This is a genomic window from Kitasatospora sp. NPDC054795, from assembly GCF_053611565.1.
The window spans coordinates 1-24,574 of the sequence record NZ_JBSHAP010000111.1 but is presented as its reverse complement, the minus strand read 5'-3'; the positions used below and the strand labels follow the sequence as shown (position 1 = coordinate 24,574).

General features: G+C 72.3%; 20 protein-coding genes and 1 pseudogene. 10 read left to right on the top strand and 11 right to left on the bottom strand.

All coding sequences use genetic code 11. The features are described from left to right. Positions 1-13 precede the first annotated feature (13 nt). The 3 genes from ACWGJO_RS31525 to ACWGJO_RS31515 form a co-directional block, all read right to left on the bottom strand. Positions 14-544: a DUF2617 family protein gene (locus ACWGJO_RS31525; protein WP_452188948.1), complete on the bottom strand. Its 531-nt coding sequence runs from the start codon at positions 542-544 to the stop codon at positions 14-16. A 500-nt stretch (positions 545-1,044) separates the two neighbouring features. Beyond that, positions 1,045-2,205 (bottom strand): pyridoxal phosphate-dependent aminotransferase, encoded by a 1,161-nt coding sequence (locus ACWGJO_RS31520; RefSeq protein WP_452188947.1) that lies wholly within the window; start codon positions 2,203-2,205, stop codon positions 1,045-1,047. A gap of 120 nt (positions 2,206-2,325) precedes the next feature. Continuing rightward, complete coding sequence (locus ACWGJO_RS31515; RefSeq protein WP_359897728.1) at positions 2,326-2,883, bottom strand: type III secretion system chaperone family protein; 558 nt, start codon at positions 2,881-2,883, stop codon at positions 2,326-2,328. A 404-nt stretch (positions 2,884-3,287) separates the two neighbouring features. Between ACWGJO_RS31515 and ACWGJO_RS31510 the strand changes: the two genes are divergently transcribed. Continuing rightward, positions 3,288-3,572, top strand: a complete 285-nt coding sequence (locus ACWGJO_RS31510; protein ID WP_452188944.1) for a helix-turn-helix domain-containing protein — start codon at positions 3,288-3,290, stop codon at positions 3,570-3,572. Positions 3,573-3,686: 114 nt separating this feature from the next. Here the strand turns inward: ACWGJO_RS31510 and clpB are convergent, their stop codons facing one another. Both clpB and ACWGJO_RS31500 read right to left on the bottom strand, forming a co-directional pair. After that, complete coding sequence (gene clpB, locus ACWGJO_RS31505; RefSeq protein WP_452188942.1) at positions 3,687-6,293, bottom strand: ATP-dependent chaperone ClpB; 2,607 nt, start codon at positions 6,291-6,293, stop codon at positions 3,687-3,689. Between the two features lie 72 nt (positions 6,294-6,365). Further along, the gene (locus ACWGJO_RS31500; protein WP_452188940.1) at positions 6,366-7,319 is read right to left on the bottom strand and encodes a LysR family transcriptional regulator; all 954 of its coding nucleotides are present in this window, start codon (positions 7,317-7,319) and stop codon (positions 6,366-6,368) included. 70 nt (positions 7,320-7,389) lie between these two features. Here ACWGJO_RS31500 and ACWGJO_RS31495 point away from each other — a divergent pair, with 70 nt between their 5' ends. From ACWGJO_RS31495 to ACWGJO_RS31480, 4 genes are all read left to right on the top strand, one after another. Further along, a complete protein-coding gene (locus ACWGJO_RS31495; protein WP_452188939.1) occupies positions 7,390-8,499 on the top strand; it encodes a TDT family transporter in 1,110 nt (369 codons plus the stop codon). A 651-nt stretch (positions 8,500-9,150) separates the two neighbouring features. After that, positions 9,151-10,140 (top strand): LuxR C-terminal-related transcriptional regulator, encoded by a 990-nt coding sequence (locus ACWGJO_RS31490; protein WP_452188937.1) that lies wholly within the window; start codon positions 9,151-9,153, stop codon positions 10,138-10,140. Continuing rightward, positions 10,130-11,125 carry a LuxR C-terminal-related transcriptional regulator gene (locus tag ACWGJO_RS31485; protein ID WP_452188935.1) on the top strand — a complete coding sequence of 332 codons (996 nt, stop codon included), beginning with the start codon at positions 10,130-10,132 and terminating at the stop codon, positions 11,123-11,125. The genes ACWGJO_RS31490 and ACWGJO_RS31485 overlap by 11 nt, the downstream gene beginning before the upstream one ends. Further along, positions 11,118-11,453 carry a hypothetical protein gene (locus ACWGJO_RS31480; RefSeq protein WP_452188933.1) on the top strand — a complete coding sequence of 112 codons (336 nt, stop codon included), beginning with the start codon at positions 11,118-11,120 and terminating at the stop codon, positions 11,451-11,453. Before ACWGJO_RS31485 ends, ACWGJO_RS31480 begins: the two co-directional genes overlap by 8 nt. Before the next feature lie 123 nt (positions 11,454-11,576). Here the strand turns inward: ACWGJO_RS31480 and ACWGJO_RS31475 are convergent, their stop codons facing one another. Further along, the gene (locus ACWGJO_RS31475; RefSeq protein WP_143204511.1) at positions 11,577-12,194 is read right to left on the bottom strand and encodes a TIR domain-containing protein; all 618 of its coding nucleotides are present in this window, start codon (positions 12,192-12,194) and stop codon (positions 11,577-11,579) included. Between the two features lie 334 nt (positions 12,195-12,528). On the opposite strand from ACWGJO_RS31475, the gene ACWGJO_RS31470 reads away from it, so the two are divergent. Continuing rightward, complete coding sequence (locus ACWGJO_RS31470; RefSeq protein WP_452188931.1) at positions 12,529-12,687, top strand: hypothetical protein; 159 nt, start codon at positions 12,529-12,531, stop codon at positions 12,685-12,687. A gap of 69 nt (positions 12,688-12,756) precedes the next feature. On the opposite strand, the gene ACWGJO_RS31465 is transcribed toward ACWGJO_RS31470, so the two are convergent. The 5 genes from ACWGJO_RS31465 to dnaK form a co-directional block, all read right to left on the bottom strand. Then, positions 12,757-13,746, bottom strand: a complete 990-nt coding sequence (locus tag ACWGJO_RS31465) for a hypothetical protein (protein WP_452188929.1) — start codon at positions 13,744-13,746, stop codon at positions 12,757-12,759. A 177-nt stretch (positions 13,747-13,923) separates the two neighbouring features. Then, positions 13,924-14,454, bottom strand: a complete 531-nt coding sequence (locus tag ACWGJO_RS31460) for a heat shock protein transcriptional repressor HspR (protein ID WP_452188955.1) — start codon at positions 14,452-14,454, stop codon at positions 13,924-13,926. 16 nt (positions 14,455-14,470) lie between these two features. Continuing rightward, positions 14,471-15,637 carry a molecular chaperone DnaJ gene (gene dnaJ / locus ACWGJO_RS31455; RefSeq protein ID WP_401048555.1) on the bottom strand — a complete coding sequence of 389 codons (1,167 nt, stop codon included), beginning with the start codon at positions 15,635-15,637 and terminating at the stop codon, positions 14,471-14,473. Positions 15,638-15,783: 146 nt separating this feature from the next. Further along, positions 15,784-16,404, bottom strand: coding sequence for a nucleotide exchange factor GrpE (grpE, locus tag ACWGJO_RS31450; protein ID WP_452188927.1), 621 nt, complete (start codon positions 16,402-16,404; stop codon positions 15,784-15,786). Beyond that, positions 16,401-18,242 (bottom strand): molecular chaperone DnaK, encoded by a 1,842-nt coding sequence (dnaK, locus tag ACWGJO_RS31445; protein WP_359897741.1) that lies wholly within the window; start codon positions 18,240-18,242, stop codon positions 16,401-16,403. Before dnaK ends, grpE begins: the two co-directional genes overlap by 4 nt. Positions 18,243-18,565: 323 nt before the next feature. Between dnaK and ACWGJO_RS31440 the strand changes: the two genes are divergently transcribed. From ACWGJO_RS31440 to ACWGJO_RS31425, 4 genes and pseudogenes are all read left to right on the top strand, one after another. Then, positions 18,566-20,791: a heterodisulfide reductase-related iron-sulfur binding cluster gene (locus ACWGJO_RS31440; RefSeq protein WP_452188925.1), complete on the top strand. Its 2,226-nt coding sequence runs from the start codon at positions 18,566-18,568 to the stop codon at positions 20,789-20,791. A 340-nt stretch (positions 20,792-21,131) separates the two neighbouring features. After that, positions 21,132-22,196: pseudogene (locus tag ACWGJO_RS31435) on the top strand (sugar phosphate nucleotidyltransferase); the annotation flags it as partial. Between the two features lie 262 nt (positions 22,197-22,458). Beyond that, positions 22,459-23,466, top strand: a complete 1,008-nt coding sequence (locus tag ACWGJO_RS31430; protein WP_452188923.1) for a YIP1 family protein — start codon at positions 22,459-22,461, stop codon at positions 23,464-23,466. A gap of 172 nt (positions 23,467-23,638) precedes the next feature. Beyond that, the gene (locus ACWGJO_RS31425; RefSeq protein WP_452188921.1) at positions 23,639-24,529 is read left to right on the top strand and encodes a metal-dependent hydrolase; all 891 of its coding nucleotides are present in this window, start codon (positions 23,639-23,641) and stop codon (positions 24,527-24,529) included. Positions 24,530-24,574: the final 45 nt, after the last annotated feature.

Genomic DNA, 24,574 nt, shown 5'->3' with positions numbered 1-24,574 from the left:
GGACTTCCGGCGGTCATGCCCCGGTCACCACCAGCGAGGAGCGGGTGCACACCAGCTGCCCCTCCTGCGGGTAGGCGTGCCAGGTGCGCCAGAGCAGCCGGTCCGCGCCGCCCTGGGTGACCAGCGCGGTGAAGGCGCTCGGGTCGCCCGGGAAGACCCCGGCGAGGCCCCGCGGGTGCCCCTCGACGAGGGCCAGCAGCTCCTGGGCGCGGGCCGCGAAGTCGTGCGGCGGCAGCACCTCGATCCGGGCCGCGAACTCGTACTCCCAGCCGCCGACCTGCTTGGCCACCCGGGCCGGCAGCGGGGTGCGGCGGCCGGGCAGGCAGGCGACGGTCTCCAGGCACTGGCCGGGGCCCGCGTCGATCACCACCTGGTGGGAGGCGCCCAGCAGGCGCAGCTGGAGGGTGCCGGGCGTGCCCGGGTGGCCGCCCCCGTCGAGTCTCAGGTCGCGGACGGCGAGAGCGGGCAGCGGGTCGCCGCCGAGGCACCAGGCGAGGTCACCCGCCCGGGTGTCCGTGTAGGAGGTCTGCAGTGTGGTGAGCATGCTCGGCTCCGCGTTTCAGCTCCGTGCGCGCCCGCCGAGCAGCACCGAGTAGGCCTAGGCGATGGCGAGGCTGTTCGTGGCTGTGCGGCCCTGGGCGCGGCCGACCGTGGAAGGAAGGATTCCGGCTGGAGATTCAGCAGCAGAGAAGCACGAATACGCCGGGTCCGCCGGTGATTTACCCAACTTTGTCAAGCATTCACCGTTTCGAGCACACCTGCTTCCCGGCTCTGATCGAGCCCGTGTACGAGTCTGCACAGCGCGCGCCCCTATCACCGGATCGTGCGCCGTGCGCGCCGGGTGTGCGCTGTCCGGGTGCATCACACACCGCCGCCCTCCAGGCGCGGGGCGTGGAGGGCGGCGGGGAGTGCCCGGATGCTCGGAAGGATTGCCGCAATGGTGGCAAACAAGCAAGCCGATCAAGGAAGTTGATGATCCATCAGTACTGGTGTCGGATCACGGGCATCCCTGTTCGAAGGGCGCGAAAGGGGGCGTGCGGCCACTCACAGGCGCCGCAGGCGGGTGACGGCCTCCTGGAGGACCTCGTCCTTTTTGCAGAAAGTGAAGCGGACCAGGCTACGGCCGGCCTCCACGTCGTCGTAGAACACCGCGTTCGGGATCGCGACGACACCGCAACGGCCGGGCAGGGCACGGCAGAAGTCGATGCCGTCCTTCTCGCCGAGCGGCGTGATGTCGGTGGTGACGAAGTAGGTGCCCTCGGGGGTGAAGGCCCGGAAGCCGGCCGCGGTGAGACCGCCGAGCAGCAGGTCGCGCTTGCGCAGCAGATCGGCGCGGAGGGTGTCGAAGTACGTGTCGGGCAGCCGCAGGGCCTCGGCGACGGCGTACTGGAAGGGGCCGGCGCTGACGTAGGTGAGGTACTGCTTCGCGGTGCGCACGGCCGCGACCAGGTCCGGGCTCGCGGTGACCCAGCCGACCTTCCAGCCGGTGAAGGAGAAGGTCTTGCCGGCGGAGGAGATGGTGACGGTGCGTTCGCGCATGCCGGGCAGGGCCGCGAGGGGGTGGTGGACGGCGCCGAAGACCAGGTGCTCGTAGACCTCGTCGGTGACGACCAGCAGGTCGTGCTCGACGGCGAGCGCGGCGACGGCGGAGAGCTCCTCTGCGGTGAGGACGGTGCCGGTGGGGTTGTGCGGGGTGTTGATCAGCAGCAGCCGGGTGCGCGGGGTGATCAGGGCGCGCAGCTCGTCCAGGTCGGGGCGGAAGGCCGGGGCCCGCAGGGTGAGCGGAACCCGGGTGGCGCCGGCCATCGCGATGCAGGCGGCGTAGGAGTCGTAGAAGGGTTCGAGGGCGATCACCTCGTCGCCGGGCTCCAGCAGGGCCAGCAGGGTGGCGGCGATGGCCTCGGTGGCGCCGGCGGTGACCAGCACCTCGGTGTCCGGGTCGTGGGCGAGGCCGCGGAAGCGCTGCTGGTGCTCGGCGATCGCGGTGCGCAGCTCGGGGATGCCGGGGCCGGGCGGGTACTGGTTGCCCCGGCCGTCGCGCAGGGCCCGTACGGCCGCCTCGCGGACCTCCTCGGGCCCGTCGGTGTCGGGGAATCCCTGGCCGAGGTTGATCGAGCCGGTGGCCGTGGCCAGGGCCGACATCTCGGCGAAGATCGTCGTGCCCATCCCGGTCAGTCGGCGGTTCAGCAGCGGCCTGGTACCCATCGGTGGCTCCTCACGGCTCGTCGTCAGGGCCATCCTGGGTCAGCCGGGGGCCGGGGACAAGAACGGCCCACCACCGGCGCGGAGGGCGGTGGCGGGCCGGACCGGAGTGCCGGGACGGGATCAGGCCTCGTCGGTGCCCTCGGTGCCCTCGCCGTCCTCGCCCTCGATCTCGTTCTGGAGGCCGAGGCGCTCGACGATCCACTGCTCGAAGCCGACCGCGGCCTGGGTCCAGTTGGCGGTGGTGGTGACGAAGTAGTCCAGGTTGACGCCGGTGCCGACGATCATCTGGGCCTCGCCGATCAGGCGGACCACGCCGTCCTCGTGGGTGTGGGTGTAGACCTTGGGCCAGAGGGTCTCGCGGTTCCACTCGTCGATCAGGTCGAGGATCTCGCCCTTCTTCTCCAGCGGGTAGGCGCGGTCGTAGAAGGCGCGCACCGCGAAGAGCTCCTTCTGCTCGCCGCGGAACATGTAGTAGACGCGGAAGCCCTCCCAGGGGGCGGTGAGGTCGCCCTCCTCGTCCACGACGTGCTTGAGCTGCATCTGGTCCAGCAGCTGGGTGACCAGGGCCTGGTCCGGGACGACGATCGGCGGCGGGCCGGCCGGCCGCCCGCCCTGGCCGCCGGGCTGGCCGCCCTGGGGAACGCCGAAGGACGGGATGGACGACGGGTCGATGCTCATGGGGGTCCTCTTCCTCAGTGCACGTGGTGGCCGGCAATGAGAGGCCGCCCTTTCCACCTCCCATCCTGCCTCATCCGGGGCTCCGCTCACAGGGGCGGCCGAGGGGCGCGTCGATCTTCGTCGGGCGTTCCTCCCGCCGTCGTGCGGCGGCTCCGGCGGCGGTGGGAAGGGTGTCGGTCACCGAGGGTGTGCGGGGCTCGGGCCGGGGGTGGGAACCCCGGTGGGGTGTGGGCCCGCGCAGGGGCGCGCGTGAGCCACGTCACGCGCCCGGCGCGCTGGTTCGGCTGCTGTCCCGGCCGGATGCGGTTAGCGTGCGACGGAACTCGCTTCGATCAAATCCCGGCCCGGCCGGGGGAGTTGAGCTGTCCTGAGGTGGACTGTCCGGAATTGAGGGGGGAACAGGAGTGGGTGGAGCGGCGACGGGGGACGGCGCGGCGCTCGGGGCGCTGCTGCGGAGCATCCGGCTGGACCGGGGCATGACGCAGGAGCAGCTGGGCGAGGCGACCGGGCTGAGCGTGCGGTCGATCCGGGACCTGGAGCGGGGGGTGTCCTGTCCGCGGGTGTCCACGCTCAGGCTGCTGACCCAGGCCTGGCGCCTGCCGGACGTCCAGGTGGCCGAGCTGCACCGGCTGGCGCGCAGCGGGCGGGACCGGACGCGGCGGCTGCTGCGACAGGCGGCGGCGGAGTGACGGCGGCCGCTCCGGCGGCCGGGTGGCGGGCCCGGCGCGGCCGGAAGGCGCGGAACGGGCCGCCCCCGCCGCCGGAGCGGAGGGCGCGGCCCGGGTGCCGGACGCCCGGCGGTGCTACTTCTCCAGCGGCCCCCGGCCGCGGACGGTCAGGCGGTCGCCCGCCTCGTCCTGCTCGACCAGGACGGTGTCCCCGTCGTGCACCGCGCCGGACAGGATCGCCCGGGCCAGCTGGTCGCCGATCGCGGACTGCACCAGCCGGCGCAGCGGGCGGGCGCCGTACGCCGGGTCGTAGCCGGTGAGCGCCAGCCAGTCGCGGGCGGCCGCGGAGACCTCCAGGGTGAGCCGCCGCTCCCGCAGCCGCTCGCCCAGGCGGGCCACCTGGAGGTCGACGATCCGGCTCAGCTCGCCGGTGCCCAGCGGCTCGAAGACCACGATGTCGTCCAGCCGGTTGAGGAACTCCGGCTTGAACGCGGACCGGACGGCGCCCAGCACCAGCTCCCGCTTGCGTTCCTCCGGGGTGGCCGGGTCCACCAGGTACTGGCTGCCCAGGTTGGAGGTGAGGATCAGGATGGCGTTGCGGAAGTCCACCGTGCGGCCCTGCCCGTCGGTGAGCCGCCCGTCGTCCAGCACCTGGAGCAGGACGTCGAAGACCTCCGGGTGCGCCTTCTCCACCTCGTCCAGCAGCACCACGCTGTACGGGCGGCGGCGGACGGCCTCGGTGAGCTGGCCGCCCTCCTCGTAGCCGACGTACCCGGGCGGGGCGCCGACCAGACGGGAGACCGAGTGCTTCTCGCCGTACTCGCTCATGTCGATCCGGACCATCGCCCGCTCGTCGTCGAACAGGAAGTCGGCCAGGGCCTTGGCGAGTTCGGTCTTGCCGACACCGGTCGGGCCGAGGAACAGGAAGGAGCCGGTCGGGCGGTCCGGGTCGGCGACGCCGGAACGGGTGCGCCGCACCGCGTCCGAGACGGCCTGCACCGCCTCCTGCTGGCCGATCAGGCGCCGGCCCAACTCCTCCTCCATGCGCAGGAGTTTGGCGCTCTCGCCCTCCAGCAGCCGGCCGGCCGGGATGCCCGTCCAGGAGGCGACCACGTCGGCCACGTCGTCCGGGCCGACCTCCTCCTTGACCATCGAGGTCGAGGTGTCCTGGTCCGCGGCGCGCTCCTGGGCCTCGGTGAGCTCCGCCTCGGCGGCCGGGATCTCGGCGTACATCAGCTTGGACGCGCGCTCGAAGTCCCCGTCGCGCTGTGCGCGTTCGAGCGCACCGCGCAGGTCGTCCAGCCGCTCCTTGAGCTCGCCGACCCGGTTGAGGCTCTTCTTCTCCTGCTCCCAGCGCGCCGTCAGCACGCTCAACTGCTCGTTCCGGTCGGCGAGGTCGCGCCGCAGCCGGGCCAGCCGGTCCACCGAGGCCGGGTCGGACTCCTTCTCCAGGGCCAGTTCCTCCATCCGCAGCCGGTCCACGGAGCGCTGGAGTTCGTCGATCTCGACCGGGGAGGAGTCGATCTCCATCCGCAGCCGGGAGGCCGCCTCGTCGACCAGGTCGATCGCCTTGTCGGGCAGGAAGCGGGAGGTGATGTAGCGGTTGGACAGGGTGGCCGCGGCGACCAGGGCGGCGTCCGAGATCTGCACCTTGTGGTGCGCCTCGTACCGGCCCTTGAGGCCGCGCAGGATGGCGATCGAGTCCTCCACGCTGGGCTCGCCGACCAGCACCTGCTGGAAGCGGCGCTCCAGGGCCGGGTCCTTCTCGATCCGCTCGCGGTACTCGTCCAGCGTGGTGGCGCCGACCATCCGCAGCTCGCCGCGGGCCAGCATCGGCTTGAGCATGTTGCCCGCGTCCATCGCGGAGTCGCCGCCGGCGCCCGCGCCGACCATGGTGTGCAGCTCGTCGATGAAGGTGACGACCTGGCCGTCGGAGGCCTTGATGTCGTTCAGGACGGCCTTCAGCCGCTCCTCGAACTCGCCGCGGAACTTGGCGCCCGCGACCATCGCGCTGAGGTCCAGTGCGACCAGCCGCTTGCCGCGCAGCGACTCCGGCACGTCGCCGGCCACGATGCGCTGGGCCAGGCCCTCGACCACGGCGGTCTTGCCGACGCCCGGCTCGCCGATCAGCACCGGGTTGTTCTTCGTCCGGCGGGAGAGCACCTGGACCACCCGGCGGATCTCGTGGTCGCGGCCGATCACCGGGTCGAGCTTGCCGTCCCGGGCGGCCTGGGTGAGGTCGGTGCCGTACTTCTCCAGCGCCTTGTAGGTGCCCTCCGGGTCCGGTGAGGTGACCCGGCCGCTGCCCCGGACGTCCTTGAACGCGGCGAGCAGCGCCTTCGGCGTGGCGCCCTGGTGCGCCAGCAGCTCGGCCACCTGGCCGCCCTCGGCGGCCAGGCCGACCATCAGGTGCTCGGTGGAGACGTACTGGTCGTCCAGGTCGTTCGCGCGCCTGCCGGCCTCGGTGAGCACCGCGACGGTGTCCCGGGCGAGCTGGGGCGCGGCGACCGTCGAGCCCATCGCGCTGGGCAGCGCGGCCGCCTGGCGGCGGGCCTCGGCGTCGACCCGGGCGACGTCGGCCCCGACCGCCTCCAACAGGGGCCGGGCGATGCCCTCGGGCTGCTCCAGCAGGGCGATCAGGATGTGCACCGGCCTGACGTCCGGGTTGCCGGCCGTGCCCGCCTGCCGGATGGCGGCGGACAGGGCGTCCTGCGTCTTGGTGGTGAACTTGCTGGCGTCCACTGCTGGGGGGTCCTCCCTCGTCGTCCTTCACTACTGCTGCGTACAGCATGCACTAAGTTGAGTCTATTCCGCTCAACTTTCTCTTCTTCGGTCCTCGTCCCAACTTCTCGGTGAATGTTTGACCGACCGCCGGGTCAGCCCCAGCAGCTCCCGGGCCGGACCGCCCGGCCGCTGCCCGGCCGGCCAGACCGCGCGCAGCGGCCGCCGCAGGTCCAGCTCCGCCACCAGCGGCACCTCGACCAGCCGCCGGGTGGCCAGCTCCTCCGTCACCGCCAGCTCGCTCAGGCAGACCGGCCCCGCCCCGGTCATCGCCGCCGCCTTCAGCGCGGTGGACGAGGCCAGCTCCATCCGCGGCCGCGCCACGCCCCCGTACGGCCGCAAGGCCATCTCCAGCACCTCCCGGGTGCCCGAGCCGGGCTCGCGCAGCGCCAGCGGGGCGGCCGCCAGCTCGGCCCCGGTCAGCGGGGCGCGGCGGCGCGCCCACGGGTGCCCGGGTGCCACCACGACCACCAGCCGGTCGGCGGCCACCACCACGCCGGCCAGCCCGGGCGGGGTGGTGGGGCCCTCGACGAAGCCGAGGTCGGCGTCCCCGTCCAGGACGTGCCCGGCGACCTCCGCCGAATTCGCCGTCCGCAGCGTCACCGCCGTCCCCGGGCTGGCCTCGGCCAGGCCCAGCAGCCAGCCGGGCATCAGGTACTCGGCGACCGTCAGACTGGCCACCACCCGCAGCTTGGCGTCCCGCCGCTCGCGCAGCGCGTCGATCCCGGCGTCCAGCGCCTGCGCCGCCTCCACCACCTGCCGGGCCCACTCGACCACCAGCCGGCCCGCCTCGGTCGGCCGGCTGCCCCGGGGCGAGCGGTCCAGCAGCGGGACGCCGACCTGCCGCTCCATGCCCTTGATCCGGGCACTGGCGGTCGGCTGGGTGACGCCCAGCTCGGCCGCCGCCCGTCCGACACTGCCCAGCCGGGCCACCGCGAGCAGCAGTTCCAGGGCGCCGAGTTCGGGGACGTGCGGGGAGAGGGCCATAGGTTCAGGCTATGCCCCCATAGAAGCCCCGGCGCTACCGGCCGCCCGGCCTTCGGGCGACGGTGGGGACATGTCCACTTTGGCCGGTATCCGCCCCCTCGCCCACCCCGCCGTCCACCGCCGGCCCGACCTCGCCCAACTCGGCCCCAACTGGTACGCCGCCGTGATGGGCACCGCGATCCTGGCGAACGGAGCCGCTGTGCTGCCGGTGCGGCCGCCCGGGCTCACCACCTTCGGCGAGGTGATGTGGGCGCTCGCGCTGGCCGCCCTGCTGGTGCTGGCCGGGGCCCGGCTGGTCCACCTGACCCGGCACCGCGAGGCGGCCCGCGCCCAGCTGCTGGACAACCCGGCCACCGCGGTCTTCTACGGCTGCCCGCCGATGGCGCTGCTGGCGGTCGGGCTGGGCACCCTGCTGCTCGGCTCCCGCGTCATCGGCACCGGCCCGGCGGTCGCCCTGGACGCGGTGCTGTGGACCCTCGGCACCCTGTACGCGCTGGCCGTGGCCGGCGGCATCCCGTACCTGATGATCACCCGGCACCGGCTCTCCGCCCTGGAGGCCAACCCGACCTGGCTGCTGCCCGTGGTCGCCCCGCTGGTCGCCTCCGCCTGCGGCCCCGCACTCGTCCCCCACCTGCCGGCCGGGACGGCCCAGCAGGCCATGCTGTACGGCTGCTGGGCGCTGTTCGGGATCGGCCTGCTGGCCACCCTGGTGCTGCTGCCGGTGGTGTTCACCGGACTGCTCCACAGCAAACTGCCCGCCCTGGCGCTCACCCCCTCGCTGTTCCTGGTGCTCGGCCCGCTCGGCCAGTCCGTCACCGCGGTCCACCAGCTCGCCGACGCCGCCCGCCCGGTGCTGCCCGCGCTGGCGCCCGCCATGGTCGACCTCGCCGAGCTGTACGGCGTGGCGGTGATCGGCGTCGCCATGCTCTGGCTGGCCGTCGCGCTCACCGCCAACCTGCGGGCCCGGCGGGCCGGGATGCCGTTCGCGATGACCTGGTGGGCGTACACCTTCCCGGTCGGCACCTGCGTCACCGGAGCCTCCGCGCTCGCCCGGCACACCGGCTTCGGGGGCTTCAGCGGCCTGGCCGTCGGCCTGTACCTGCTGCTGGCGCTCGCCTGGGTGCTCGCCGCGGGCGGCACCGCCGCCGGGCTGGCACGGGGCCGGCTGCTGGCCCGCTGAGGCGGCGCCGGACCCCCGGGGCCTGCGTGAACGCGCGGCTCAGGAGCGCGCGGCCGGTGCAGGAACGCGCACGGCCGGGCAACGGTGCTGCCGGGTGGTGCCGACGCCCCCGACCCGCCCCGGTTCCACCGGAATCCACCCCGCCGTCGGGACCGTCGCGCCCGCGGCCGGATGCAGGTAGCTGCAATTGCGCGAACATGCACTCGGGCGGCACTTGTTCACCGGCCGTCACGCTGTGAGGGTGGAGACGCGCCAAGTCGTCCGGGCAACCGCAGCCCGATGGTGGCGACACGCTCTTCGATGCTGACCGCAGGCGCGACATCCCGCGCCGGTGGAACGGGGGGGAAGAGCGCCGGGCCGGGGTCCATGTGTGGTGATGGCCCCCGGACCGGATCCCGTCGAGGCGTTGCTGCTCCGCCTCGACGGGAGCGCCTTGACTGGCGTACCGATGGCGGTCCCCGGACGACCCGGCGTGCGACGGCACCCGGGCCCGGGGTCCGCCGTCCCACCCGGTACCGTGACCGCCTGATCCATGATCACGCCGTACCGGCCCACCGGGCCGTGAGCCCGCCGGGCCCGCCGGTGCCACGGCTCGTGCGGCGGGGAGCACGGGCAGACCAGGGGAGAGGCGTTCGGCAGGGAGAGTGCGACGTGACGGCGGAACCGGCGGTCACACCGCACCACGGGCCCGTGGGCGAGGAGCCCGACGAGGCCGCCCGGCAGCTCTACCTGGCCATCATCGCCGAGGGCGGCCGCGTCCCCACCGGTGAGGTCGCCGACGTCGACCGGGGAGCGCTCCAACAACTCATCGACATCGGCCTGTTGATGGTCAACCGGATGGACCGCTGCTACACCGCGGTCAGCCCGCGCTCGGTCAGCGACCGCCTCGGCGCCGAACTGCGCAGCGAGGCCACCCGGCTGCTGGTCCGCGCGGAGAACCTCCCGGGCGCCCTGGACGGCCTCACCCGGGCCTACGACGCGATGCCCCGCCCGACCGACCGGGCCGGCGGCGCCGTCCACGTCGAGGGGCACGTCCACATCCGCCAGCGGATCTCCCAGCTGGTCTCCGACTGCCGCTCCGAGGTCCTCACCGCCCAGCCCGGCCACCGGCCCGCCGACACCCTCCAGGTCGCCCTCCTCCAGGACGTCCAGCTGCTCCAGCGCGGCTGCTCGCTGCGCACCATCTACCAGCCGGTCGCGCTCGCCGACCCGCCCGCCCTCGCCTACGCCGAGGAGGTCATCCGGCACGGCTCGCTCATCCGGGTGCTCGACGAGCCCTTCCAGCGGCTGATCGTCTTCGACCGCTCCGTCGCCGTGATCTCCGCCAACGACGACAACAGCACGGCCGCCTTCATCACCGACCCGGCCACCATCACCTACCTGGTCGGCACCTTCGAACGCGACTGGGCGCGCGCCGACACCGCCGAGGCCGCCACCCTCGGCCAGGCACCCGCCCGCACCGTCCCCGACCGGGTCGGAAGGCTGCTCGCCCGCGGCCTCACCCAGCGCGCCGTCGCCACCCGGCTGGGCCTGAGCGAACGCACCGTCGCCGCCCACATCTCCCGGCTGCGCGACCGCTACGGCGCGCAGACCCTCTTCCAGCTCGGCTGGCTGATGCGAGGCGCCCGTGATGACCGATGAGCCGGGCCCGGCCGAGCGGGCCCTCTACCTCGCCGCCGTCCGGGGCGGCGGCCGGCTGCGCCCCGAGGACCTCGCCCCCGCCGACCGGCCCACCCTGGCCGCCCTCGTCGCCCGCGGCCTGCTCACCCCCACCGCCACCGGCTGGACCGCCGCCAGCCCGCGCGCCCTCGGCGACCGGATCGGCCTGGAACTGCGCACCCGCGCCGTCCGCCTGCTGCGGCACGCCGAGCGGCTCCCGGGCACCCTCGGGCCGCTGTCCCGCGCCTACGACGAGGCGCGCGGTCCGGTCGGGGGGCCGCCGGCGGCCGGTTCCCGGGCCGTTGGTTCCGTCGGCTCCCCGGCCACAGGCTCCCCGGCCGTCGCCCGCGGCGGCACCGTCGTCGGCGCCGCCGAGGTCCGCGGGCGGGTCAGCGAGCTCGTCTCGGAATGCCGGGAGGAGGTCCTGGCCGCCCAGCCCGGACCGCGGCCGCTCGAAGGCCTCCGGATGGCCCTCGCCCAGGACCTCTCGCTGCTCCGCCGCGGCTGCTCGCTGCGCACCCTCTACCAGCCGGTCACCCTCGCCGACGCCGCCGTGCGGAGCCAGGTCGTCCTGCGCACCGGGCAGGGCGCCCGGGTGAGGGTTCTCGCCGAGCCCTACGAGCGGGTGCTGGTCTTCGACCGCGCGGTGGCCGTGATCCCCGCCGCCGAGGACCTCAGCCGGGCCGCCTTCCTCACCGACCCCACCACCGTCGCCTACCTCGCCGCCCAGTTCGAACGCGACTGGGCCCGCGCCACCCCCGCCGGCCGCCACCTCGACCAGCCGTCCGTCACCACCGTGCGGATCGGCCGGCTGCTCGCCCGCGGCCTCACCCAACGGGCCGTCGCCACCCGGCTGGGCGTGAGCGAACGCACCGTCGCCGCCCACATCTCCCGGCTGCGCGACCGCTACGGCGCCCACACCCTCTTCCACCTCGGCTGGCGGCTGCGGGGCGAGCACCATGACTGACACGCCCGCCACCCCGCCCGCTGCCGCCCGCGGCCTCCACCTCGCCGTCCTGCACGAGGGCGGCCGGGTGCGGGCGGCCGAAGGCGGCGCGGAGGACGGGCCGGTGCTCCGACGGCCGGTGGAACTCGGGCTGCCGGTAGCGCAGTTGGTGGACGGTTCGTACAGCGCGGTGGATCCCCGGGCGGTCGGCGAGCGGATCGGAGGCGACCTCCCGGCGGCCTGTTCCGACGCGCCCACCGCCGGGTTCGCCCGGCGGTCGACGCAGGTCGGCAGGCTGCTCGCCCGCGGCCTCACGCAGCGGGCGAGCGGCCTGCCGGATGGGGCCTGAGCGAGCACACGGTGGCCGGTCACATCGCCCGGCTGCGTGAGCTGTACGACGCGGAGACGCTGTTCCAGTGGGGCCGGCGGCTGCGGGGATCCCGGACGGGGGAGTCCGGTGGGTGGCCGCCGGTCAGCCGGTGGCGGCGCCGGTCGGCCAGTAGCCGGGGACGGCGGGCTGCTGCCGGGGGACGTTGAACTGCTCGCCGGGGGCGGTCCAGAAGCCCTCGCGCAGGGAGAGCGCCATGCCCGCCCAGTCGAGCGCGGTCTCGACCGTGTGGTTGAGGGCCTCCTGCGACCAGGTGTCGTCGAAGACCAGCGGCAGGACGGGGGCGACCTGCTCGATGGTGGCGATCAGCGGGTTGTGGGTGATGGCCTCGTCGACCAGGAGGACGATCGGCTTGCGCAGCGCCGACGCCCAGCCGAGCTCCAGGCTCACGCCGGCCGAGAGGGGGGCGCCGACGTAGGCGAACACGAGGTCGGCGGACTGGAGAGCGCGGAAGTCGGAGGGGACGCGGGGCTCCGGCGCGCGGCCGGAGATGGTCCAGGCGTCGCTGTGGTGCGCGCTGTACACGGCGGCACCGCTGCGCAGGAGGGTGGTGCGGAGCGTCGTCAGCCGCGTCCGGCTGGCGAGGGTCACCACGCTGTCGGCCGGCCCGGTCAGTCGCATCAGCGGGGCGGCCAGGAACACACGTGCACGCCGACCCTCAGGGGCCTGGCTGTCGTGGTGACGCAGGTAGGGCTCGGTCATGTCGACTCCGGGGAAAGGCCGACCGGGGGAGTGAGTGTCGGCGATGCGTTGGATGTGGTCTGCTCGGTGGGCTGATGCCGCTGCTGAACGGTTTAGTATTTGACGGTACATTGGCAAGGTGTGGCGCCCTGCCGAGACCATTGAGGGCGAACTGATCGTCCATCGCATCTCCGTGTCGCGTCCAGAGTTGGCCTGTGTCATCTGGATGACTGGCAGAGAGATGACGCACACCCCCGCATGCGGAAGCAGGTGACAGTCTCCCCCTGGCGTGGCACCATGTGGACCGTTATCCTGCTTGACGCTTCTAGTGGCGATTCTCCAGAAAAGTGAGGGCGTGACTGATATGCACCAATTTGTCCGCGTGGTTGTGCTTTCATTGGTTGCCGTCGCCGCCGTGCTCGGTGCCGGCTCTCTCGTGAGCGCTGCCGACTCGCACGACGCGATTGCCGTCAATGCCGCCGTGAGCATCGCAGACGACATCTCCTGGCAGTGAGCACGGCCGGGTAACTGCACGGCCGCGTGCCAGATTATTGACGGACCCGCCTGAAGCCGGCCGGGCGAGTCAGTCGGAAGTCTCCTGCGCCTTTCGGCCGAGGACATATCCGAGTTGGAATAGCGAGTCGACTTTGTAGTCGTCTCGCATTTCGGCTATATGTCTGGCCAATGTCCGCTCGCTAATTCCCAGGCGTCGCGCGATAACTCGGTGATTGGTTCCTTCGAGCATCTGGTCAATGATCGTCTGACGCAGGCGTGATACGACCTGCTGCGGCACTGTGCGGTCGCCCTCGAATTCCAGGGCCCGGCTCCAGTACTGCTCGAAGACCTCCTTGGCAAGATAGTCGACGACGGCAGGGTCGTAGATGAAGGCCGCGAGGCTCATGTCATCGTCGATCGGGATCACTGCCACGCGCCGATCCATCACTATGAGCCGCGTATAGGGCTCGTCAAGAGTGCGGTACTGGCCGCCGACTTGGGCGAGTGTGGCGACGTAATCCCTGGTCGGCTGGTGGTATCGGGTACTGGCGTGGTAGATCGTCCGCATCTTCGTCCCACTGCGGAGCGTCTCCAGATCGTATGCGATCATTCCGGCGAGAAGATCCGGCTGCCGGGGGCCGCCGGGTTGAAGCGCCAGGGCCTCCTCGAACCCGGAACCCCTGAACTGCTCCAGCCGCTGCCGAATGAGAGCCTTCCCCCGTACATGCTCTATGGATCCTCCGGACCGCTTCGGGGTGTGGAATTCCCGGGCGAGATCCTGCAGTTCGGAGGGGAGCGATACGGCGCGTGACAGGAGTTCCAGCGCCTGACGCTGCCACGAATGGCTGAGGCTTGTCGAGAGCTGCGCGGGGTCGGCGGCCACGAAAACATTCGGATCATCGCTGTCGGGTATGAGAAGGCCGATCCTCAGCAGCTCGTCCCGCGCGGGGTCATCCTGGTCGACATCGGAGTCCAACGGCAGTTTGCCGTCCCCTCGGATGACGGCGAGATATAGCTCCCGTGCTTCTGGCGAGAGGATGGTCAAGCTGGCGGCAAGGGGTTGCTCTCGTCCACTCATTCGCGACTCCTTGCCGTTACCGTGCTACCTGCGTCCCATCAGCGCTGGTGCTGAACGAGTTTTAGCATGCCAGATCTGGTGAGTCCCCCGGAGAGGGAATACGACCGCACTCTCTCACCGCACGGCAGCCGCCGGCACCCCCCGAGAGGAGGGGCCGGCGGCCGGTGGGTGATTCGGTCAGCGCTTGGGGCGCCAGACGACGAGGGCGCTGGACTGCGGGGTGGGGGGCTGGTACGGGACGAGGTCGCGCCGGTAGGAGGCGTGGACGGCGGCCTCGCGCTGCTGGAGGGCGGTGGCGGCGCCCTCCAGGGAGTCGACCAGTTCCGCGATCCGGGACCGCAGGGCGGTGACCTGGTTCTCCAGCTCGATGATCCGCTTGATGCCCGCCAGGTTGATGCCCTCGTCCTGGGAGAGCCGCTGGACCTCGCGCAGCTGCTGGATGTCGCGCGCGGAGTAGCGGCGGCCGCGGCCGGCGGTGCGGTCGGGGCAGACCAGGCCGAGGCGGTCGTACTGACGCAGGGTCTGCGGGTGCAGACCGGACAGTTCGGCGGCCACGGAGATGACGTACACCGGAGTGTCCTCGGTGAGGACGTACGTCGGCGGGGCCGCGGCGGCGCGGCGGGTGCGGCGGGGGCCGGCACCGGGCAGGCCCTCGCCGAGGCCGGGGCCGATCGGGGTGTCGGGGTCGATCGGGTTCATCGGGGACATCGGGGACATCTGGTCGTCACGCTCCCTTCGCCGCCCGGAACAGGGCGGCGCGCGGATCGTCGGAGGCGGTGGCCTCGCGGTACTGCTCAAGGGCGTTCAGCGCGTCGCCGGTGACGTGCTGGGGCACCACGACCTCGACGGTGACGAGGAGGTCGCCGCGGGTGCCGTCCTTGCGGGTGGCGCCCTTGCCGCGGGCGCGCATGGTGAGGCCGTTGGCGCTGCCCGGGGGCAGCTTGAGCTTCACGGTCGGGCCGTTCAGCGTGGGCACCTCGATGGTGGCGCCGAGCGCGGCTTCGGGGAAGGCCACCGGGACGGTGACGGTGAGGTTGTCGCCCTTGCGGCCGAAGACCGGGTGGGGGTCGACGTGCACGGTCACGTAGAGGTCGCCGGGCTGCCCGCCGCGCTCGCCCTGGGCGCCCTTGCCCTTGAGCCGGATGCGCTGGTCGGCCTGGACGCCGGCCGGGATCCGGACCTGCATGGTGCGGGCCGAGCTGGCCCGGCCGCTGCCGTGGCAGTCGGGGCACGGGTCGTCGACGATCATGCCCCGGCCGCGGCAGTCCTTGCACGGCTCGGAGAGGGCGAAGGCGCCCTGGCCGCGGCTGACGGTGCCCGCGCCGACGCAGGTCGGACAGACCCGCGGGGTGGTGCCGGACTTGGCGCCGGTGCCGTTGCAGCCCCGGCAGGGGGCCTGGCTGGTCATCCGCAGCGGGACGGTCGCGCCGTCCACCGCCTCCTCGAAGGAGAGCGTCACCTCGGTCTCGACGTCGGCGCCGCGCCGGGGCTGGGCCTGCCGGGTGCCGCCGCGGTTGAAGAGGCCGCCGAACACGTCGCCGAGGCCGCCGCCGGCCTGGCCGGCGCCGCCCTGGCTGCCGCTGAAGAGGTCACCGAAGTCGAAGCTGTAGCTGCCGTTGCCGCCGGGGCCGCCGCCGGCCCGGAAGCCGCCGTTGGCGAAGAGGCTGCGGGCCTCGTCGTACTCCTTGCGGCGCTTCTCGTCGGAGAGGACGTCGTACGCCTCGGAGATGTCCTTGAACCGCTCCTCGGCCTTGGAGTCACCCTTGTTGGCGTCGGGGTGGAACTCGCGCGCGAGCTTGCGGTAGGTCTTCTTGATCTCGGTGGCGGTGGCGTCCTTGGGCACGCCGAGGACCTTGTAGTAGTCCTTCTCGACAAAGTCCTTGCCACTCATGGCTTCCGCCACCTCCCGATGTCCATCGTCACTGTGCTGTCAACAGCCGGTGAGCAAACGGCTGCTGACAGAGCGCTGCGGAGCCGGCCGCCGTACTGGCCGGCGTACGACTCCGCAGCGCACTGGTTGTCAGCTGTCACAGGTTGTCAGCTGTCCGAGCCACCGTCGGACTTGTCCGTGTCGGCGGACTTCGGCTCGGCGTCCGGGGAGGACGCCTGGCTGCCGGGCTGGGGCTCCGCGACGGCCACCATCGCCGGGCGGATGATCCGCTCGCCGATGCGGTAGCCGGGCTGGAGGACCTGCACGCAGGTGTCCTCGGTGACGTCCGAGGAGTAGCTGTGCATCAGCGCCTCGTGCATGGTCGGGTCGAAGGGCTCGCCCTCCTTGCCGAACTGCTGCAGGCCCAGCTTGGCGACGACCGTCTCCAACGACTCGGCGACGGACTTGAAGCCGCCCGTGACCTCGCCGTGCTCGCGGGCGCGGCCGATGTCGTCCAGGACCGGGATCAGCGACTCCAGGATGTTGGAGACGGCGATCTCGCGGACGGTCAGCCGGTCGCGCTCGACGCGCTTGCGGTAGTTCTGGTACTCGGCCTGGAGGCGCTGGAGGTCACCGGTGCGCTCGGCGAGCTCGCGCTTGGCGGTGGCGAGGTCGTCCGAACCGGATTCCCCGGAGCCGGCCGCGGCGGCCTCCTCGGCAGCCTTGATCACGGCCTCTTCGGCGGCGGAGTCGTCGCCGGGCTTACCGCCCTGCGGCTTGTCCGTCATGCCGCACCGCCCTTGGGCTTCTCGTCGTCCACGATCTCGGCGTCGACGACGTCGTCGTCCTTGGCCTGGGCGGAGTCACCGGAGGGGGCGGCACCGGCAGCGGCGTCGGCGTTGGCGTACAGCGCCTGGCCGAGCTTCTGCGCGGTGGTGGAGACCTTCTCCGAGGCCTCGCGGATCTTCGCGATGTCCTCGCCCTTCAGGGCCTCCTTGAGCTCGCCGATGGCGGTCTCGACCTCGGTCTTGACGTCGCCCGGCAGCTTGTCGGCGTTGTCGGCGATGAACTTCTCGGTCGAGTAGACGAGCTGCTCGGCGGAGTTGCGGGTCTCCACGGCCTCGCGGCGCTTGTGGTCGTCCTCGGCGTACTGCTCGGCCTCGCGGCGCATGCGGTCGACCTCGTCCTTCGGCAGCGAGGAGCCGCCGGTGACGGTCATCTTCTGCTCCTTGCCGGTGCCGAGGTCCTTGGCACCGACGTGCATGATGCCGTTGGCGTCGATGTCGAAGGTGACCTCGATCTGCGGCAGGCCGCGCGGCGCCGGCGGCAGGCCGGTCAGCTCGAACATGCCGAGCTTCTTGTTGTACGCGGCGATCTCGCGCTCGCCCTGGTAGACCTGGATCTGCACGGACGGCTGGTTGTCCTCGGCCGTGGTGAAGATCTCGGAGCGCTTGGTCGGGATCGTGGTGTTGCGCTCGATCAGCTTGGTCATGATGCCGCCCTTGGTCTCGATGCCGAGGGACAGCGGGGTGACGTCGAGCAGCAGGACGTCCTTGACCTCGCCCTTGAGGACACCGGCCTGGAGCGCGGCGCCGATGGCGACGACCTCGTCCGGGTTGACGCCCTTGTTGGCGTCCTGGCCGCCGGTCAGCTCCTTGACGAGCTCGGCGACGGCCGGCATGCGGGTCGAGCCGCCGACGAGGACGACGTGGTCGATCTCGGAGAGCGAGATGCCGGCGTCCTTGATGACGTTGTGGAACGGGACCTTGCAGCGCTCCAGCAGGTCCGCGGTCAGCTGCTGGAACTGGGCGCGGGTGAGCTTCTCGTCCAGGTGCAGCGGGCCCTCGGCGGAGGCCGTGATGTACGGCAGGTTGATCGAGGTCTCGGAGGACGAGGACAGCTCGATCTTCGCCTTCTCGGAGGCCTCGCGCAGACGCTGCAGGGCCATCTTGTCCTTGGACAGGTCGACGCCGTGGCCGGCCTGGAAGACCTTGACCAGGTGGTCGACGACGCGCTGGTCCCAGTCGTCACCACCGAGGTGGTTGTCACCGTTGGTGGCCTTCACCTCGACGACCCCGTCGCCGATCTCCAGCAGGGAGACGTCGAAGGTGCCGCCGCCGAGGTCGAAGACCAGGATGGTCTGGTCGTCCTTGTCCAGGCCGTACGCGAGGGCGGCCGCGGTCGGCTCGTTGACGATGCGCAGGACGTTGAGGCCCGCGATCTCACCGGCCTCCTTGGTGGCCTGGCGCTCGGAGTCGTTGAAGTACGCCGGGACGGTGATGACGGCGTCGGTGACGGTCTCGCCCAGGTACGCCTCGGCGTCCCGCTTCAGCTTCTGCAGCACGAAGGCCGAGATCTGCTGGGGGTTGAAGTCCTTGCCATCGATGTTGATCTTCCACCCGGTGCCCATGTGGCGCTTGACCGAGCGGATGGTGCGGTCGACGTTGGTGACCGCCTGGCGCTTGGCCACCTCGCCGACCAGAACCTCGCCGTTCTTGGCGAAGGCCACGACGGACGGCGTGGTCCGCGCACCCTCGGCGTTCGTGATGACGGTGGGCTCGCCACCCTCCAGAACGCTGACGACCGAGTTCGTCGTACCGAGGTCGATGCCGACCGCGCGTGCCATCGTAGATACCTCCACGGAAGAGTTGAGCTTTACGGGCTCAAGGATGCATGACTCGACGGGCGGCGTCAACAGGTATGAGTGCGGCTCGCTCAACTTTGCTGAGCGGATCGGTGGGCGCCCGCCGCCGGAGTGCCCCGCCGCGCCGTGGCGGGGGTGCGCCCACGTGACTGCCGCCATAGCTTGGGAATCTTCTGGAGAACCGTTGTGCACCGGTAATGTCCGGGCCGTCGGCCCGACAAGTTACCGACCAGTACACTCGGTTCCCGAAGAACGTGGAACCGCAGAGCCTGCTCAACCGCAAAGCCGCAGGAGACGGAGAGCCGATGCAGCTAGCAGCGATCGTCATCTCGCTGGTCACATTCGTGATCGGCACCGCGCTCGCCGCCCGTGCGGCGTTGTACATCTACAAGGTGGTCCGCACCGGTGCGCCGGACCCCACCCGCTTCGGGCAGCCCGCCCAGCGGGTGAAGACCGTCGCGACCGAGTTCGTCGGCCACACCAGGATGAACCGCTGGGGGATCGTCGGGATCGCCCACTGGTTCGTCGCGGTGGGCTTCTTCAGCCTGGTGCTGACCATCGTCAACGCCTTCGGCCAGCTCTTCGACGCCGACTTCGCGCTGCCGATCATCGGCCACTGGATGATCTGGCAGCTCTTCGTCGAGCTGGTCGGCACCCTGACCACCCTGGGCATCCTGGTCCTGATCGTGATCCGGCTGATGAGCCTGCCGTCCCGGTCGGGCCGCAAGTCCCGGTTCGCCGGCTCGATCGCCTGGCAGGCCTTCTACGTCGAGTACACGATCCTCGGCATCGGCCTGTGCATCCTGATGCTGCGCGGCCTGGAGGGCGCCCTCAACGGCGTCGACTCGTACGGGCCGGAGCACCTGGTCTCGTACCCGCTGGTCTCCGCGCTGAGCGGCCTGTCGCACGGCACGCTGGAGAACCTGATCTACCTGTTCGCGATGCTGAAGATCTGCATCTCGTTCGCGTGGGCGACCACCATCGGCCTCAACCCCTCGATGGGCGTGGCCTGGCACCGCTTCCTCGGCTTCTTCAACATCTACTTCAAGCGCGAGGAGGACGGCGGCACCGCGCTCGGCGCCCTCCGTCCGATGACCAGCGACGGTCAGCCGATCGACTTCGAGGACCCGGCCGAGGACGCCGTCTTCGGCGTCTCCCAGGTCGAGCACTTCTCCTGGAAGGGCATCCTCGACTTCTCCACCTGCACCGAGTGCGGCCGCTGCCAGTCGCAGTGCCCGGCCTGGAACACCGGCAAGCCGCTCTCGCCGAAGCTGCTGATCATGAGCCTGCGCGAGCACGCCTACGGCAAGGCGCCGTACCTGCTGGCCGGCGGCGGCAAGGACATGGAGGGCGAGGAGAAGGCCACCTCCGAGCAGCTCAAGGACATCCCGGCGGCCGCCCTGGCCGAGGCCGCGCGCCCGCTGATCGGCACCGCCGAGGAGAACGGCGTCATCGACCCGGACGTGCTGTGGTCCTGCACCACCTGCGGCGCCTGCGTCGAGCAGTGCCCGGTGGACATCGAGCACATCGACCACATCGTCGACATGCGCCGCTACCAGGTGATGATCGAGTCCTCGTTCCCGACCGAGGCCGGGACGATGCTCAAGAACCTGGAGAACAAGGGCAACCCGTGGGGCATGGCCACCAAGGCCCGCCTGGACTGGGTCAAGGAGCTCAAGAAGGAGACCGGCATCGAGGTGCCGGTGATCGGTGAGGACATCGACCCCGCCGAGGTCGAGTACCTCTACTGGGTCGGCTGCGCCGGCGCCCTGGAGGACCGCGCCAAGAAGACCACCAAGGCCTTCGCGGAGCTGCTGCACACCGCGGGCGTGAAGTTCGCGATCCTCGGCAAGGAGGAGTCCTGCACCGGTGACTCCGCCCGCCGCCTGGGCAACGAGTTCCTGTTCCAGATGCTCGGCGCGCAGAACGTGGAGACGCTGAACGCGGCCCTGGAGGACGCCCCGGTCAAGCGGATCGTCGCCACCTGCCCGCACTGCTTCAACACCATCGCCAACGAGTACCCGCAGCTGGGCGGCCACTTCGAGGTCATCCACCACACCCAGCTGCTCCAGCACCTCATCGACGAGGGCAAGCTGATCCCGGTCAACCCGGTCGAGGGCCTGATCACGTACCACGACCCCTGCTACCTGGGCCGCCACAACAAGGTCTACAGCCCGCCGCGCGAGATCATGGACAAGGTCCCCGGTCTGCGCCAGCAGGAGATGCACCGGCACAAGGAGCGCGGCTTCTGCTGCGGCGCCGGCGGTGCCCGGATGTGGATGGAGGAGCGCATCGGCAAGCGGATCAACACCGAGCGCGTGGACGAGGCGCTGTCGCTCAACCCCGACATCGTCTCCACCGCCTGCCCGTTCTGCCTGGTGATGCTCTCCGACTCGGTCAACGGCAAGAAGAACGAGGGCGCGGCCAAGGAGCACCTGAAGGTGGTCGACGTGGCCCAGCTGCTGCTCGACTCGGTGAAGGCCCTCCCGCCGGCCGGGAGCGAGGAGCAGCCCGCGACGGTGGACGCGTAACGCCCGCCGCAGAGCCCGCTGTTCGACAGTTCTGCTACAACCGCCCGGCCCGGTGGACGCCCCGAACGCGCCCGCCGGGCCGGGCTTTTGGGCGGCCCGACGGCGCGCGCCGGTACGGCGGGCGTACGGGGAGTGACGGCAATCGCACAGGCGCCGGACGGGCATTCGGTCGGAAGCAAATACAGTAGGCCCGGACCGGCTTCGTGCCGGTCGACCCGTTCCGGACGGAAGCCCCGGACGGGTGGCGACCCGCGCCGGCCGGACGGCCGGGTCCAGACCGACGACGAGGTGTCGGCCCGCCGGGCCGGGCCGCACAGACACAAGGGGAACAGCGCAGACCATGACCGAGGCGATCATGCTGGTCGGTGGTAAGGGCACGCGACTGCGTCCGCTGACCACCCACACCCCCAAGCCGATGCTGCCGGTGGCAGGCGTCCCGTTCATCGCGCACCAGTTGGCCCGCGCGGCCGCCGCCGGCGTCACCCGCGTCGTGCTGGCCACGTCGTACCTGGCCGAGGTGTTCGAGGACCACTTCCAGGACGGCACCCCGTACGGCATCGAGCTGGTCTACCTGACCGAGCGCGAGCCGCTGGGCACCGGCGGGGCCATCCGCAACGCCGCGTCCGGGCTGACCTGCGGCCCGGACGAACCGGTCCTGGTCTTCAACGGCGACATCCTCTCCGGTGTCGACATCGCCGCCCTGCGCGACGGCCACGTGGCCGCCGGGGCCGACGTCACCCTGCACCTGACCCGGGTCGAGGACCCGCGCGCCTTCGGCCTCGTCCCGACCGACGAGGACGGGCGGGTGCTGGAGTTCCTGGAGAAGCCGGAGACCCCCGAGCAGATCGTCACCGACCAGATCAACGCCGGCTGCTACGTCTTCACCCGGTCCGTGATCGACCGCATCCCGGCCGGCCGCGAGGTGTCCGTCGAGCGCGAGACCTTCCCCGAGCTGCTGGCCACCGGCGCACTGCTGCGCGGCGTCGTCGACACCTCGTACTGGCTGGACCTGGGCACCCCGGCGGCGTTCGTCCGCGGCTCGGCCGACCTGGTGCTCGGCAAGGTCGACTCCCCGGCCGTCCCAGGCCCGACCGGCGACGCCCTGCTGCTGCCCGGTGCCACCGTCCACCCGGGCGCGGTGCTCAGCGGCGGCACCGTGGTCTCCGAGGACGCGGTGGTCGAGGCCGGCGCGATCGTCGAGGGCAGCGTGATCCTGCCGGGCGCGGTGATCGGCCCGGACACCCTGGTCAAGGACTCGATCGTGGGCGCCTTCGCCACCGTCGGCGACCGCTCGGCGCTGGACGGCGCGGTGATCGGCGACGGCGCGATCGTGGAGTCGGACAACGAGCTGCCCAACGGCATCCGGATCGCCTGCGGCACCCTGCTGCCGGTCGGCGCCGTCCGCACCACGGCCGGGCCGGGCGGCTGCCCGGCCGGCACCAGCGCGGCCGCGGCGGTGCACGGGCCGTCGGTCGGCGCGCAGCGGTAGCGCCTCCGGGGGGCTGCCGGGCTCCCGGGGGCCGTTGGGCTCCCGGGGTGCCGGGCTGTCGGGCTCCCGGGGGTCGTTCCGGCGGGTTTTCGGCCCCGTTCGTCTCAGCCTCGCTGCAAACCGGCCCCGGCTCCGTCCGGGGCCGACGCGGGCCGGGCCGGGCGGGTACCTTCGGACCGTGGCTGGTAATCGATACGACAGCGGTCAGGGCGCCGACCGTCCGCACGGCGGGTGGTCGGCCCCTCCGCCGCCGTCGGTGCCCGGGGGGCACGGGGAGACGGACGGGCCGGAGTACTTCACGGCCCCGCACGCGGCGACGCCCGGCGGGCCCGGCGGTCCGGGGCACCCGGCGGGGGACGGGTACGACCCGTACGCGGCGGACCGGCCCGGCAGCACCCGGGCCTTCCCGACCGGCGACCCGTACGCGGACGGCGGCCCGTACGCGCAGCAGCCGCCGTACGGGCCCGCGCAGGGCTACGGCCCGGACCAGGGCTACGGGCCCGACCACGGGTACGGTCCGGACCACGGGTACGGGCCCGACCAGGGGCACCACCCCGATCAGGGGTACGACCAGCAGCCGTACGGCCAGGACAACGTCGCCGTCTACCGGGCCGGCGGCCAGTCCGCCCCGCACGTCGCCGGGCCCCGGCCGCACTGGCGCGAGCTGTTCACCGGCCTGTTCCGCGCCCCGACCGCGATCTTCGACCGCACCCGCGACCACCAGGTCTGGCTGCCCGCCCTCACCGTCTCGCTGCTGTACGGCGCGCTCGCGGTGCTCGGCATTGGGCTGACCCACGACGACATCGTCAACTCGACCTTCACCGTGGCGCTGACCGGCATCCTCGCCGCCGCCATCGGCTTCACCGTGACCGGGGCGCTCTTCGGCGGGGTCACCTACGCGCTGGCCCGCCAGCTCGGCGGCGACGGCCCGTGGAAGGCGACCGTCGGCCTGGCCGCGCTGATCGGCTGGCTCACCGACGCGCCCCGGCTGCTGCTCGACCTGGTGCTGCCCTCCGGCAGCGCCGTCGTCCAGGTCGTCGGCTGGGCCACCTGGATGCTCTGCGCGTACCTGCTGACCAGCATGGTCCGGCGACTGCACGACCTGCCCTGGGGCAAGGCCGCGGCCGCCTCGGCGGTACAGCTGGTCGCGCTGCTGGTGCTGATCAAGCTGCCGACGCTGGGCTGAGCGCCCCGGCGGGCCGAGCCCTTCGGCGGGGCGGACGGCTCCGGCGGGCTTCGGCGGGCGGAACCCTTCGGCGGGCGGAACCCTTCGGCGCGCGGAAGGCAGAATGGGGGCGGGCCGCGGCCGAGCGCCGGGCCCGCCCACCCTCGTCGTCCCACCTTCACCGGAGCCAGGAATGACCCTCCCCACCACCCACGTCAGCTTCCCGGCCGGGGCGGTGACCGGCGAGTCCCCGGTGCTCGCGGTGCACCCGCTGGCCGACGGCCGGTACGCCGTCGTCACCGAGGCGACCCCGTTCCACCCGCTCGACCACACCTGGCCGGACCAGCCGGCCGACCTCGGCACCCTGACCGTGGACGGCACCGGGCTGGCCGTCGTCGACTGCCTGACCGGCGCCGTCGGCCCGGACGGCGGGGAGCTGCTGGTCGGCGCCGACATCCCGGTCCGGCGCGGTGACGAGGAGTGGTCCTGGCTGGTCCTGCACGTCCTCGACGGCGACCCCGGCGACATCGTCGGCCGCACCGCCGCGCTCGCCGTCGACGCCGACCGCCGGGGCGCCCTCAGCGCCTCGCACAGCGGCTGCCACCTGCTCGCCCTCGCCCTGAACGCCGCGCTCGCCCCGCGCTGGCGCAAGGACCCGGGCCGCTCGGACGCCTTCGGCCACCCCGACTTCGACAGCCTCGCTATGGCGAGCTCGGTGATGGACACCGCGGCCAGCACTGACACCTACCGGCTCGGCAAGTCGCTGAAGAAGAAGGGCTTCACGGTGGACGCCACCGAGGAGTTCCCGGCCCTCGCCGACGCCCTGCCGGCCCTCACCGAGGCCGTCAACGCCCGGCTGGCCGCCTGGGTCGCCGCGGACGCCCCGGTCCGCATCGAGGTGCCCGGCCCCGAGCTGACCGCCCGCCGCCAGTGGCACTGCGAGCTGCCCGAGGGCGGCGCGCAGATCTTCTGCGGCGGCACCCACCTGCACCACCTCGGCGAGCTGGCCGAGCTGCGCACCGATCTGCGGCTGTCCGAGGACGGCACCGAGCTGGTCGCCGTCACCAGCCCGAAGCGGGCCTGAGGAACGCCGCGGGCGGCCACCCCTCCTTCCGAACTCGGAAGGAGC